The 12,691-nt window shown below is 70.4% G+C and carries 13 protein-coding genes and 1 pseudogene; 8 read left to right on the top strand and 6 right to left on the bottom strand.

The window, feature by feature from the left end:
* Positions 1-178: 178 nt before the first annotated feature.
* Positions 179-727 carry a GlcG/HbpS family heme-binding protein gene (locus ACZ6S5_RS12710; RefSeq protein WP_466000132.1) on the bottom strand — a complete coding sequence of 183 codons (549 nt, stop codon included), beginning with the start codon at positions 725-727 and terminating at the stop codon, positions 179-181.
* 186 nt (positions 728-913) lie between these two features.
* Between ACZ6S5_RS12710 and ACZ6S5_RS12705 the strand changes: the two genes are divergently transcribed.
* The 4 genes from ACZ6S5_RS12705 to ACZ6S5_RS12690 all read left to right on the top strand — a co-directional run bounded on the left by ACZ6S5_RS12705 (position 914) and on the right by ACZ6S5_RS12690 (position 4,701).
* Entirely contained in the window at positions 914-2,041 is a 1,128-nt protein-coding gene (locus ACZ6S5_RS12705) for a sensor histidine kinase (protein WP_466000131.1), read from the top strand.
* Positions 2,038-2,670, top strand: a complete 633-nt coding sequence (locus tag ACZ6S5_RS12700; RefSeq protein WP_466000130.1) for a response regulator — start codon at positions 2,038-2,040, stop codon at positions 2,668-2,670. Before ACZ6S5_RS12705 ends, ACZ6S5_RS12700 begins: the two co-directional genes overlap by 4 nt.
* Positions 2,667-3,338 (top strand): ankyrin repeat domain-containing protein, encoded by a 672-nt coding sequence (locus ACZ6S5_RS12695; RefSeq protein ID WP_466000129.1) that lies wholly within the window; start codon positions 2,667-2,669, stop codon positions 3,336-3,338. The genes ACZ6S5_RS12700 and ACZ6S5_RS12695 overlap by 4 nt, the downstream gene beginning before the upstream one ends.
* Positions 3,339-3,468: 130 nt before the next feature.
* A complete protein-coding gene (locus ACZ6S5_RS12690) occupies positions 3,469-4,701 on the top strand; it encodes an MFS transporter (RefSeq protein ID WP_466000128.1) in 1,233 nt (410 codons plus the stop codon).
* Positions 4,702-4,939: 238 nt separating this feature from the next.
* On the opposite strand, the gene ACZ6S5_RS12685 is transcribed toward ACZ6S5_RS12690, so the two are convergent.
* Positions 4,940-5,890, bottom strand: a complete 951-nt coding sequence (locus tag ACZ6S5_RS12685) for a GlxA family transcriptional regulator (protein ID WP_466000127.1) — start codon at positions 5,888-5,890, stop codon at positions 4,940-4,942.
* A 97-nt stretch (positions 5,891-5,987) separates the two neighbouring features.
* On the opposite strand from ACZ6S5_RS12685, the gene ACZ6S5_RS12680 reads away from it, so the two are divergent.
* The 4 genes from ACZ6S5_RS12680 to ACZ6S5_RS12665 all read left to right on the top strand — a co-directional run bounded on the left by ACZ6S5_RS12680 (position 5,988) and on the right by ACZ6S5_RS12665 (position 8,417).
* Positions 5,988-6,902 carry an NAD-dependent epimerase/dehydratase family protein gene (locus ACZ6S5_RS12680; RefSeq protein WP_466000126.1) on the top strand — a complete coding sequence of 305 codons (915 nt, stop codon included), beginning with the start codon at positions 5,988-5,990 and terminating at the stop codon, positions 6,900-6,902.
* Between the two features lie 280 nt (positions 6,903-7,182).
* Positions 7,183-7,644 carry an SRPBCC family protein gene (locus tag ACZ6S5_RS12675; protein ID WP_466000125.1) on the top strand — a complete coding sequence of 154 codons (462 nt, stop codon included), beginning with the start codon at positions 7,183-7,185 and terminating at the stop codon, positions 7,642-7,644.
* Positions 7,645-7,656: 12 nt separating this feature from the next.
* Positions 7,657-8,004, top strand: a complete 348-nt coding sequence (locus ACZ6S5_RS12670) for an ArsR/SmtB family transcription factor (protein ID WP_466000124.1) — start codon at positions 7,657-7,659, stop codon at positions 8,002-8,004.
* A gap of 2 nt (positions 8,005-8,006) precedes the next feature.
* Positions 8,007-8,417 carry an SRPBCC family protein gene (locus ACZ6S5_RS12665; RefSeq protein ID WP_466000123.1) on the top strand — a complete coding sequence of 137 codons (411 nt, stop codon included), beginning with the start codon at positions 8,007-8,009 and terminating at the stop codon, positions 8,415-8,417.
* 247 nt (positions 8,418-8,664) lie between these two features.
* On the opposite strand, the gene ACZ6S5_RS12660 is transcribed toward ACZ6S5_RS12665, so the two are convergent.
* From ACZ6S5_RS12660 to ACZ6S5_RS12645, 4 genes and pseudogenes are all read right to left on the bottom strand, one after another.
* On the bottom strand, positions 8,665-9,537 hold the full coding sequence (locus ACZ6S5_RS12660; RefSeq protein ID WP_466000122.1) for a S1 family peptidase: 873 nt from the start codon (positions 9,535-9,537) through the stop codon (positions 8,665-8,667).
* A 291-nt stretch (positions 9,538-9,828) separates the two neighbouring features.
* Positions 9,829-9,951, bottom strand: a pseudogene (locus ACZ6S5_RS12655) (LPXTG cell wall anchor domain-containing protein); the annotation flags it as partial.
* Complete coding sequence (locus ACZ6S5_RS12650) at positions 9,924-10,130, bottom strand: hypothetical protein (protein ID WP_466000141.1); 207 nt, start codon at positions 10,128-10,130, stop codon at positions 9,924-9,926. The pseudogene ACZ6S5_RS12655 and the gene ACZ6S5_RS12650, both read right to left, overlap by 28 nt.
* Positions 10,131-10,228: 98 nt before the next feature.
* Entirely contained in the window at positions 10,229-11,848 is a 1,620-nt protein-coding gene (locus ACZ6S5_RS12645) for a peptide-N4-asparagine amidase (RefSeq protein ID WP_466000121.1), read from the bottom strand.
* Between the last annotated feature and the right edge of the window lie 843 nt (positions 11,849-12,691).

Below are 12,691 nucleotides of genomic sequence, written 5' to 3'. Positions count from 1 at the left end.
AAAACACACCCCCCCTCCCCCTCGCCCCCCCCCCCCCCCCCCCCCCCCCCCCCCCCCCCCCCCCCCCCCCCCCCCCCCCCCCCCCCCCCCCCCCCCCCCCCCCCCGCGGCTACCTCCGGCCAAGGTCGGCAGGGCCGGGCTGTCCAACATCCCGAGCCCTGTGCCTGCGGACCTCGGTTCAACGCAGGGTGGCTGCTCCGGTGGTGGCGTACTGCTCGTCGAGGTCGCCGGAGGGCGCGCCACCGACTCCGATGGCCCCGACGACCTGACCGTCGACGGTCACCGGTACGCCGCCGGCGAGAAACAACGTTCCGGGGATGTCGCGCAGCGTCGCTCCCTGGCCGGTGACTCGGCCGGCGAGTGCAGAGGTCGGCTGGCCGAAGGAGGCAGCCGTATACGCCTTGCGCTCGGCGGACTCGGCCGTCTGCGGGCCTGCGCCGTCGCCCTTGAGCTGTACCTGGACGTCGCCCGATCGGTCGAGGACCACGACGGTGACCCGATGGCCGCCCTTCTCGGCCGCCTTGAGTGTCGCTTCGGCCGCACGCAGCGCCGCGTCGATGTCGAGTGACGGGTTGGCGACGACGGCGCTCTGGTCGGCGACTGCGGCGGTGCCGGGTGCGACCGTGGACTCCGCGGCGTTGGCGTTGATGGTGACGCCGGTGACGGTGGCCACGCCCACGGCGCCAGCGATCAGGCCGAGGGTGGCCCGGCGGCGGACATTGATCATTGCGATGCTCCTCTGGTTCGACGTTCGAGTCGAGGTGACGTCCCCCAGCCTGGTCGTGACCTGTGGCGCGGACATGGCCCGCCGGATCCAACCGCTATACATCAGATGGTTGATTCGCCCGCCCGAGACCTGCCGTACGCTGGGCATTTACCAAGATCAGACGGAATGCGTGAGGGAGGTGCGGCGATGCGGGAGGACCGGCTGGGCGCGGCGATGCGGTGGGGGTTTCTGCTCCTGCTGGCCGCTTCCGCTTCCCGGTATGTGGTGTACCACGGTGGGGGAGCCGCCACCGTCGGCGTGCTGGCGCTGGCCGGCGTGCTACTGGCCGCGTACGCGTTGAACGAGCTGGAGGGTTTCGCGCCGGGTGCCCGCTTCGCGGTGGTGACCGTCCCGTTCCTCGCGCTCGTCTTCCTCGCGCCGAGCTTCGCCTGGTGCGCGATCCCGCTGTTCTTCCTGGGCCTGCGCCAGCTCCCGCGCCGCGCGGTCTGGCCCGTGGTCGCGCTGCTGACCGCGGCGGTGGTGATCGCGCAGATCCGGCTGGCCGACCGGTTCGAACCCAGCCTGCTGCTCGGGCCGGCGGGTATCGCCGCCATCACCACCACTGTCTTCCTCGAACTGGATCGGCAGAACCGAGCCCGGCAACACGCGCTCGACGATCTGCTGGCGACCCGGGACGAGCTGAGCCGCAGCCAGCACGAGGCCGGGGCGCTGGCGGAACGAGCCCGGCTGTCCCGGGAGATCCACGACACCCTCGCGCAAGGCCTGTCGAGCATGAACCTGCTGCTGCAAGCGGCCGACCAGGAATGGGACACCGAGCCCGCGCAGGCGCGCGGGCATGTCCGGCAGGCCGCGGCGACCGCCCGGGAGAACCTGGCCGAGGCGCGCCGTTTCGTCCGGGGGCTGGCCTCTCCGGCGCTCGACAACGCCTCGTTGACCGACGCCCTGCGACGGTTGTGCGCGGCGACCGAACGCGACATCGGCACGGCGGTTCGATTCACCGTGGCGGGCACGGTCGTGCCGCTCGGCGTCGACAACGAGGTCGCTCTGCTGCGGGTCGCGCAGGGCGCCCTGGCCAACGTCCGCCGTCACGCGCACGCCCACCACATCGCGGTGACGCTGACCTACGGCGACAAGGAGGTGATGCTCGACGTGTACGACGACGGGACAGGTTTCGACCCCGCGGTCGCCACCGGATTCGGGCTCACCGGCATCCGCGAACGGATAGCGCACCTCAACGGCACGGTCACCATCGAAAGCGCACCAGGTGAGGGCACCGTGCTCGCCGTGAGCCTGCCGCTGCGGGAGGCGCGATGACAGACCCGCTGCGGCTGATCCTGGTCGATGACCATCCGGTGGTCCGCGCCGGCCTGCGCGCGCTGCTCGGCGCCCGACCGGACATGACCGTGGTCGCCGAGGCGGCCACGGCCGACGACGCCGTCCGGCAGGCCGCCGCGCTGCGCCCCGACGTGGTCCTGATGGACCTGCAACTCGGCCACGGAGCCGACGGGGTCGCGGCCACTGAGCACCTCCTCGCCCTGCCGGACCCGCCGCGCGTGCTGGTGTTGACCACGTACGACACCCAGGAGGACATCATGCGGGCGATCGAGGCCGGTGCGACCGGATACCTGCTCAAGGACTGTCCGCCTGACGAACTCTTCCGCGCCGTGCATGCCGCCGCCGCCGGACAGACCGTCCTCTCGCCGCCGGTCGCGGCCCGGCTGATGGACCGGATGCGCGGCCCGCGTACCACCCTCAGCACCCGCGAGGTGGAGATCCTCACGCTGCTTGCCCGCGGCCACGCCAACAGGGAGATCAGCCGACGGTTGTTCATCAGCGAGGCCACCGTCAAGACCCACCTGGTCCACATCTACGCCAAGCTCGGCGTCGACTCCCGCACCGCGGCGGTGCACGCCGCCCTCGAACGGAAGCTGATCCGGCTGTGAAGCGCCGTGGACTGCTCATCCTCACCCTCGCACTGGCTGGCTGCACGCAATCGGATAAGACACCCCGGGAGGACCACATGACCACATCCCCCGACGAGGCGCTGCTCGCCGCGGCGAACGCCGGCGAGCCAGCAGGCGTACGCGCAGCACTGGCGGCCGGCGCCGACCGCGAGACCCGCGATGCACGGCAGCGCACGGCGCTGCTGCTGGCCGCCGCGAACGACCACGTCGAGGCCGCCCGCGTGCTCGTCGCCGCCGGTGCCGACCCGAACGCGCTCGACGACCGGCACGACACCCCCTGGCTGGTGACGGGCGTGACTGGCAGCGTGGCGATGCTCGAGGTCCTGCTGCCCGCGGCCCCGGACCTCAACGTGGTGAACCGATTCGGCGGAATCTCGATCATCCCGGCGAGCGAGCGTGGCCACGTCGCGTACGTCGAGCGCGTCGTCCGTACCGGCATCAACGTCAACCACGTCAACAACCTCGGCTGGACCGCCCTGCTGGAATGCGTCATCCTCGGCGACGGAACGAAGCCGTACCAGCAGATCGCGGAGATCCTCGTGACCGCTGGCGCGGACGTCCACCAGCCAGACAAGGACGGCGTCGACGCGCTGCAACACGCACGCGACCGCGGATACGACCAGATCGTCGCCATTCTGTCCCGATGAGCACGGGACAGGACGCCGGCCGGCTCCGGATCGCGCCCGGTGTCGTCATCCGGAAACTTCGATGGCTCGACGAAGACTAGGCCGCCAAGGTCCGGAAGTGCTCGGCGATCAGGGGGAATACGGGGCGGGGATGGCGCAGGAGATGGACATTTCCACCACCACGCTGCCCGGCGACGCTTTCGTACGGGACCGGCCGACCATCCTGTCCTACAGCGCCCTGGGTGCGTACACCTTCTGGCTGTACGCCTTCGGCCCGGCGCTGGCTCTGCTCCGCACGGAACTGAGCTTCTCCTACACGATGATCAGCGTCTACTCGGCGCTGTGGGCGGCCGGCTCCATCGTCGCCGGCGCGGCCTTCGCGCCGCTCGCCACCGCCATGGGTCGGCGAGCCGTGCTGGGATGGTCGGCCCTGGTGACCACCGCAGGCGCGGCCCTGTTCACGCTCTTCCACAGCGTCACCATCACGCTGCTGGGCGCCGTCGTGATGGGGTTCGCCGGCACCACCGTGCAGACCACCACCCAATCGGTGCTCGCCGATCACCACGGTCCCCGCCGAGACCGGGCGTTGGTCGAGATGAACATCGGCGCCGGACTCGGGGCCGTGGTCGCCCCGCTCGCCCTCGGCCTGTCGCAGGCGACCACGAGCACCTGGCGCACCGCCATGGCGGTACCGGCGCTCGCCTTGGTGGTCCTCGCCGTGGTCTACCGGCACGAGCCGCTGCCGGCCCCACCGCCCCGCCCGCCGCACAACCCACTGCACCGACACGCCTCTCGGTTGTCCCTGGCGTGCTGGCTGCTGTGCCTGCTCGTGGCGGTCGGCATCGGCGTCGAATTCTCCGTGGTGTATTTCGGCGCCGAGCTCCTGACGGCGGCCCACCGACTGTCCACGGCCGCGGCCGCCACCGCCATGACGATCTTTTACGCAGGCATCCTGCTCGGCCGCGTCGCGGCGGTTCGCCTGACCCGCCGTCCCGGCCAGGCCGGTTTCCTGCTGGGCGGGTCGCTCGCGGTCACCCTCGCCGGCCTGGTCGCCCTCCGGCTGCCCGGTGGTTCGGCCCTCGCCCTGCTCGCCCTGTTCGTCACGGGCCTGGGCATCGCCAACCAGTTCCCGCTGGCCCTGGCCCTGACCCTTGCAGCCGCACCGGGCAACACCGACGCCGCCAATGCCCGCGCCCAACTCCTCGGCGGGGTGCTGGTTCTCGCCGCCCCGTTCCTGCTCGGCTCCCTCGCCGACCACATCGGGATTACCGCTGGCTTCTCGATCGCACCCCTGCTCACCGCCCTGTCCGGGCTCTTGCTCCATGCGGCGCTCCGCCAAGAACGCCGCGGATCCGGCACGGTGCTGGGAAAGGTGGCGACTTGACCCTGAGCCCGTGCGCAGCCGTCCAGCGGGAACGCGTCGACCAGGCGCTCACCCAGAAGATCGCCACGGTGTACGAGGCGTCTCCGGGGTTGCGTACGGGGCGTCGCGGATAGACGCCGAACTGGCCGCGGCCGGGCACCGGCACGGTCGCGAGCACTAGGAGGCCCGTCGCCGGAGTCTCCGGTAACGGGTCAGCGTGGCGAGTTGTCGCCGTGAGCCCGTTCTTGTCCGCTGTGGCTCATGCGCTGTGTCGACGGGTGAACGATGCGCGGTACGCGCTTGGGTTGAGACCGGTTCGGCGGACGACATGCTGGCGCAGCGACTCGATGCTGCCGATGCCACTGAGGTGGGCCACCCGCGTCAATGGCAGGTCCGTCGCCTCCAACAGTTCGCATGCCTGCTCGACGCGCTGATGCAGCAGCCACTGCAACGGGCTCTGGCCGGTCTCGGCGCGGAAGCGTCGGGTCAGGGTTCGGACGCTCATCCGCGCATGCGTGGCGAGGTCGGTGAGGGTCAGCGGCTCACCCAGCCGGCCCAGCACCCACGCCCGGGTGTCGGCCAGCGTCGTCCCGTTCTCCTCCGGCAGCGGGGACCTGATGAACTGGGCCTGGCCGCCGGGGCGCACCGGCGCCACGACCCCAAGGCGTGCCACGGTGTTGGCGGTCGCGGCGCCGTGGTCAATGCGGATCAGGTGCAGGCACATGTCGATCCCAGCGGCCAGGCCCGCGGAGGTCACGATGTCGCCGTCCTGGACGTACAACACATCCGGTTGCGGGGTGACGGACGGGAAGCGCTCACCGAGTTCGGCGGCGTAGCGCCAGTGTGTGGTGGCGCGGCGACCGTCCAGGAGGCCAGCCTGGGCGAGCACGAAGGCGCCAGTGCAGATGGACGCGATCCGCGCGCCCCGCGCCGCCGCCCGACGCAGGGCCGCGAGCGCGCGGGGATCCGCATGCTCGCGCGCCCCGGTGCCGGTGACCATGACCGTGTCGGCGGTCTCGGTGCGGTCCAGCCCGTGCGGCACGAACACGTCGAGCCCTCCGGTGCTGGTGACCCGGCCCGGCTCGGCCGCGCAGGTGAGCACGTCGTAAGCGGGGTGCCCGGCCACCTGTACAGCGCTGAAGATCAGGTCCGGGATAGCGAGCTCGAAGGTGCCGACCGGAGGCACGGCCACGACGGCGATCTGATGCATGGCCAGATCCTACGTGCATATGGCATTCGGGCCACTGTGCTGTCCGGCTGTTGTGGCGCACAGTGAGCACGTTCGAAACGCGAAATTGGAGGAAGACATGCCGTTGTCTGTCGTGATCGGTGCCGGAGGTACGGGCATCGCGACCGCTAGGCTGCTGGCGGATTCGGGCCACGACGTCCGCCTCGTCACTCGCACCGGCAGCGGGCCGGAGCATCCGCGGATTGAGCGGGTCGTGGCCGACGCCGTCGACGCCGTCCGTCTGACTGAGCTGACCAGGGGCGCGGAAACGCTGTTCAACTGCGCCGCGCCGCCCTACCACCGCTGGCAGACGCAGTTTCCGCCGCTGGCGAAGTCCCTGCTGAAGACCGCGGAGGTGACCGGAGCCGGCTACGTGATGCTCGGCAACCTCTACGCGTACGGGCCGGTGGACAAGCCGATGACCGAGGAGACGCCGTTGGCGCCGTCCAGCAAGAAGGGCAGGATCCGGGCGGCGATGTGGGAGGAAGCGCTCGCCGCGCACCGTGTGGGCCGGGTGCGGGTCACCGAGGTGCGGGCCAGTGACTTCATCGGCGGCGGAGCCGGCTCGGTGTTCACCCTAGCGGCGGTGCCAAAGGTGCTGGCCGGCAAGCTCGCGGTGGTGCCGGCGGACCTCGACCTGCCGCACAGCTGGACGGCGACCGGCGACGCCGCACGTGCGCTGGTCGCGGCGAGTCAGGACGACCGCGCCTGGGGCCGGGTCTGGCATGTGCCGACGAACCCGGCGGTTACGGTGCGGGAGTTGGCGACTCGGCTCGCGGACCTGGCCGGAGCGCCCGGCCCGAGGCTGCGCGCCATGCCTGACTGGATGCTGACGATAGCGGGCATCGCCTCGCCGATGATCCGCGAGCTGCCCGAGATGCAGTACCAGTTCCGGCGGCCCTTTTTTCTGGATTCGTCCCTGACCGAGCAGACGTTCGGCCTCAAGCCGTCGCTGCTGGATGACGTCCTGCGGGAAAACATCCAGTCAACCTGATAGCCCTTTATGAATCTCTTGCCCACTGTCGCAGAGTCGTGGACGGGGTGACCTTGATGCCGAGGTCGGACAGTCCGCCGTGGATGCGGCGGTAGCCCCAGCTCGGCTTCTGCCGGGCCAGGCGCAGGTCGCGTCGCCTCAGCTCAGCTGTCCGGGAAGCCGGGGGAAGCTCACGTCGCGCCAGTTTGCCGAGGTCCCTTGACACGGGACGGGGCTCTATCTAGCTTTACAAGTAGATACTTGAACAAGAAATTGCTTGTGGATCTGAGAGGAGGCCGGGATGACCGGCGCCACCAGCATGCGGACGCAGGACTTCACTGCGGCCCTGCACCTTGCCGCCAGCCCCGAAAGCGTGTCAGCGCTGTTCACGTCCGCTGCCGGCGTGAGCCGCTGGTGGGGACCGACCGAGGGCGATGCAGCAGTCGGCGGCATGCTCGTCACCAGCTTCGGCGATCACGGCGCCAACGCAATGCGCGTCCTCGAAGCGGGACCCACCCGAGTGGTCTGGGAGCCCATCGCGCTCGACGGGACCACACCCACCGGACACACGCAGGAATGGCTCGGCACGACGATGGAGTTCGACATCGTCGCCGCCGACACCGGCACTGAGCTGCGCTTCCGGCACGCCGGCCTGACCCGACAGCTCGAGTGCTGGGACGCCTGCGTCGCCGCCTGGACGTACTTCATGGCGAGCATCGAGACCTTCGCCAGGACCGGCACCGGCACCCCGTTCGGGGCCTGAGACCCTAGTCCCATGGCCGAACGGAACCAGCCGTCGCCCGCGGCGCCCGATGCGGTGCTGCGGGCGCTCGCCGACCCGCACCGGCGACAGATCCTGCGCCTCGTCCAGCACACCGAACTGCCTGCGGGCCAGATCGCGGCGAGCTTCACTCTCACCCAGCAGGCGGTCAGCCAGCACATCGGCGTACTCAAGCAGGCCGGCCTCCTCACCGAGCGCCGCGAGGGAACCCGCCGCCTCTACGCGCTGCGCCACGAGTCGCTCGAGCCGGTGCGCGAACTGCTATCCGAGTTCTGGCCTGACGCCCTCAGCCGCCTGAAGAAGGCCGTCGAGACGGCCCATCCCCGACCACCGATGAGGTAGCCGTGACCGCCGAGATCCGCAACGACATCATCGTCGCGACCGAGCACATCAAGGCGCCGCCCGAGGTTGTCTTCCCGTACCTCACCGACCCGGCGCTCATCGTCAAGTGGATCGGCATCCGGGCTGAACTCGACCCGCAGCCCGGCGGTGTGTTCTCGCTCGACATGGGTGACGTCGTCGCCCGCGGTGCCTACACCACTGTCGAGCCGCCATACCGCGTCGTGTTCACCTGGGGCATCCCCGGCGACGACACCCTGCCGCCCGGCGCATCGACCGTCGAGGTCGTGCTGACCCCTGACGGCGACGACACGATGGTCGTACTCACGCACCGCGGCCTGCCACCCGCTCTCATCGGCATCCACTGCGCCGGCTGGGCACACCGGCTCGAACGGCTGGGCGTTGCAGCCGCCTGACCCACCTGCATGGTGGTGGACGCCGCGAAGCGCCACCGCGGACACCTGGCCCGGTGCCCGTTCCACGGCCTGGCTGCCCGCCATACCGCTCTCGTGTGCGGACTCAACCACGCCTTTCTACCGCCTGCTCCAAGGGCTGCGCACCATCGACTGGCGCACCGTCCTGGATCTCGCGTCACGGGGGCTCTCCCCTGCGGCGTGCCCGGCCGCCGGCCAGGTGGCTGTCAGCCGGGCACGTCGATGTGCTCTAGAGGATGGTCACGCCGTAGGCGTTGGCGGCTTCGCGGGCGGGCTGGAAGTAGGTGGTGCCGCCGGACGTGCAGTCGCCGCTGCCTCCGGAGGTCAGGCCAAGGGCCTTGGTGCCGTCGTAGAGCGGACCGCCGGAGTCGCCGCCCTCGGCGCAGACGTTCGTCTCGATCAGGCCGCTGACCGTGCCGCCGGGGTGGCCGACGTAACGCACGGACACGTTGAGCGCGGTGACCTTGCCGGTGTGCACGCCGGTGGTCGACCCGTCGCGGGTGACCGACTCGCCCACGACTGCGTCGGCGAGCGTGAAGCCGCCGGGGTGGGTCAGCGAGGTGTTGTCGTAGCGGACCAGCGCGTAGTCGTTACCGGGGAAGCTGTAGCCGATGGTCGGGCCGATCAACGTGGTGTGGCCGGAGTTGGTGTACCAGGTGCTGGCCAGGCTGCCACAGTGCCCAGCGGTCAGGAAGTAGTAGGTGCTGCCGCTGACCACGTTGAAACCGAGCGAGCAGCGGTACTTGCCACCGTAGATGGCGTCACCGGCAGACAGCAGCGGGCTGAACACGCCGGAGGCGCGCTTGATCCGCAGGGCGGCGGCGTTGGTGCCGGCGGCCCGCTTGAGCGTGGCGATCTCCGCCGCGGACACACTGCTGTCGGCGGTGACCACGACCCGACCGCTGGCGGCGTCGGTGTACCAGGAGATGCCTTCGACGCCGGACCGGTCGACCGCGGCGTTCACAGCGGCGAGGGTGTCTGCGCCGTACCGGGGTGCGGCGGTGGCGCCGGTCGGCAGGACGAACACTCCGAGGGTGACCGCGACGGCGGCCGCGAGCAGCCGACCGACGCGGCTGCGCATCGTGCTGGGGGTGATCCTCACTGGGCTTCCTCCTCACGAGTCGGCGGGACGCCAGGTGGGTCCCATCCGTGCACACCGCGAGACACCTCGTCGGGGTCAGCCGAGCGCATCCGCGGCGCAACCTTACGCAGTATCCAAATGCATCGATCCCGCCGGCAAGTGGCGTTTCGCGATTTGCAGAAGCAGGGAATGTGGACGGACCTGCGCAACATCGCTGGTCACAGTGCCGGAACGCCGAGCCTCGCGAGTTGGGCGAGAGAGCACGGCTCGTGCGCCAAGCGGCCGGCCCGTGTCGCGGCAGCCACCCGGGCTGCGGGTACGGCGTCGGCGGGCGATCAGGTAACCGACGCCGCCGAGGAGTAGGAGCCCGCCGCCGACGCCCGCCACGGTTGCGGTGTCCGCACCGGTCACGGGCAGCCCGCCGCCTTCGCCACCGTACGGCGGGGTGCCGGCGCGCCGGTTGGCTGACGGTCGCGCAGAGAGCCGATGCCGTGCCAGTTCACCGTCGTCACCATGGCGAACAGCAGCAGCGGCACGGCGGCCTCGGAGCCCGCCGCGGCGGCCGGCGCCAGGCAGCCCAGCAGGATTGCGGCGGCCAGGCTGATCGCGCGCATCGCCAGTCTCAACGCCGAGCCGCCGAGTGAGCGTCCGGACCGGTGGACGGGTAGCGGGCGGGGGCGGCCAGCGTCCCCGCCCGCTCGCGGTGCAACCGTCAGCAGAGCAGGTCGTCGGCAGTGATGAACCCGTTGCGCTGGGCAAGCCGGTGGTCGTAGCAGGCACCACCCGGCCCGGTCAGCCGGTACCGCTGCTCGGACTCGCCGACCGCGTGCCGCTCCTCGCGCGGCACGCCCAGCGTCCAGGAGGCCGAACCGGTGAACGTGTTCGCCAGCCGGCTCCACGGCGCCTGCGCGGCGCCGACGATGGTCTGATCGGCGTAATCACCGAGCGTCATGCGGGTGGTCAGCCGGTCACCGTCGATCGTGATCCCACCGTCGACGGTGAACCGCTTCGCGCTGCGGCTGACCAGCGGCGACGACCCCTGCGCGGACACCGTCACCGTCGAGGTGTCGGTCCAGATCGCGTGCTGAGCGTCCGGGCTCTCGTCCGGGCCCCAGTAGTGCTGGTTCTGGTTGGTCAGTGCCTGCTCGACGGTGGTCACCACCCGGCCGTGAGAGGTGTCGAGCCAGCCGACCGTGTGGAACCGGTGCGCCGCGTCGACGTCAACGTTGTGCGTGTCGCCCTCGACGTAGCTGGTCACGTCGTTACGCAGCGCGCCAAGCTGGCGGCTGAGCAGGCCGCCGGTGGTCTGCGTGCTGCCGTGGTCCCGCCACACCAGGAAGTTCGTCGGCGTGTCCCAACCCGACTGGCCGGCCGGCACCCCGACCGTCCGCACCCGCACCCGGTGCGGCGCACCGTCGGTGAGCAGCCCCACGAACGGGGTCAGGTCGTACCGGATGGCTTGGATGTTGAAGGCGCGCGGCGCGGGGATCACATACCAGAGGAAGGGGTTGGACCAGCCGCCGGTGTAGATGTACGGGTACGGCGCGGCGATGCCGGCGACCTGGTCGTCGATCAGCACCTGCACCTCCCGGTACGGCCCGTCGGCCGCCGTGCCGCAGGAGTAGCCGGTGTCGGGTGGCGTGGTGCCGTACCAGAACTCCTCGCAGCCGCCGCCGGAGCCGGTGGCGTACACCTCCGCGACCAGTCGCTCGGTGTTGCGAGCCACCGTGACGGTGCCCTGCAGTTCGCCTCCGGCCTGGGCGGCGTCGGCGAGCGGCAGTACGTCGTCGGAGGTTTCCGCCGCCGGGTAGTCCCTTGTGGCCTGGTAGAACGTCAACTCGACGGTGGTGTCCAGGATCCCCGTGTACGTCTCGTTGACCACGTTGCCGAGCAGCATCCAGACCGGCTGCTGCCGGGTGAGGAGCGGGGCGTACCGGGTGACGTCACTCTCGACGCTCCAGTGGATGCCGTCGACAGACGGCTCGGCGGTGGAGGTCTTGAAGATGGTCACGTCTCCGACGCGCAGCGAGCCGAGGCGGTCGTACTGCCGGCCGGCGATGGAGGTCTCCATCCGCAGCACCACCTTGTTCCACGGCCCTGCGCAGCCGGCGGGTGGGGTGTACGTGCCGGTGTACGGGCTGTAGTCCCGGAACTCGTGGTCAACGATGGTGACGGTGCAGGACGAGGTGGGTGGCTTCGATACGGGCTGATCCGCCGTACGCGGGTCGTCCCAGTCCGAGCCGAACTCTGGTGGCACGGCGGCGTGTGCCGCGGTGCCGGTGAAGAGGGCGAAGCCGAGTACGGCGGCCCCCACGGCGACGAGACGTCTCATCATTCTCCTGATGCGCTGCTGGTCGATGCCGTGGCGCCCCGCCGTGCTGCGCGGCACCCGTACCGGACGTTACGGGAACGATCATGATGGGGAAAGAGCCCGTCTCGTGCAGGGCTTCCTGCCCGGTTCCCCTTTTCCCGACCGGCGGCCGGGCAGCAGCGGTGGGATCTCGGCCCACAAATCGTCCGAGACGATCCGCCGCGGCTGCCCACCCTCGTCACATCCCGGCAGAACGGTGCTCCAGTCTCCCGGATGTCTGCACCGCGGCGACCAGACTCGCTTCTTCGTGGGAATCCGCTGAGCTGACGGTACGGCGTTCCGGACTGCTTCGGCCTCGCAGGTGAGTGCAGGTTGGGTGCAGCCCGGCGAGGTCGTCGTCGCGCCCGAAGCGCTCAACAAAGCCGGGTGGAAGCTCGCTGCATCGAAGCCTGGCTCTGGCCTCTGCCGTACTGGCGTCGGCATGAATCGTCGGAGTTGAGACTCGAATCCCACCGGCAAACCTCTTACAGGGTCTCCTGCTCGGTGACCTCTTCGGCGACTCCGAAGCGGTCAGGCTGTCGGGGCGGGTGGCCTGGATCCGTCGCGCCGACGTGGACTGCCTGACAGGTGAGTGTCGGAATGACTTGACCAGATACCGGCGGCGCCGTCAGCCCAATCTCCACCGCTGGGCGGTGTCTTCACGTGGTCCGGGCGGACCCGAGGTCGGCCAGGTTGTTCTACCGGCGTGCGGCGGCGCGAATCCGTGCACGCGTGGCAAAGCGTCGGACACGCACGACACGGTCGATCAGTTCTCGTGGCTTTAGCGTGATCACCGTGAGTAGGCGACGACCGGAGGCGGTGGCA

Source organism: Micromonospora sp. NPDC051924 (genome assembly GCF_055586005.1).
The sequence above is the reverse complement of the archived record's forward strand: the minus strand, read 5'-3'. Positions and strand labels throughout refer to the sequence as shown.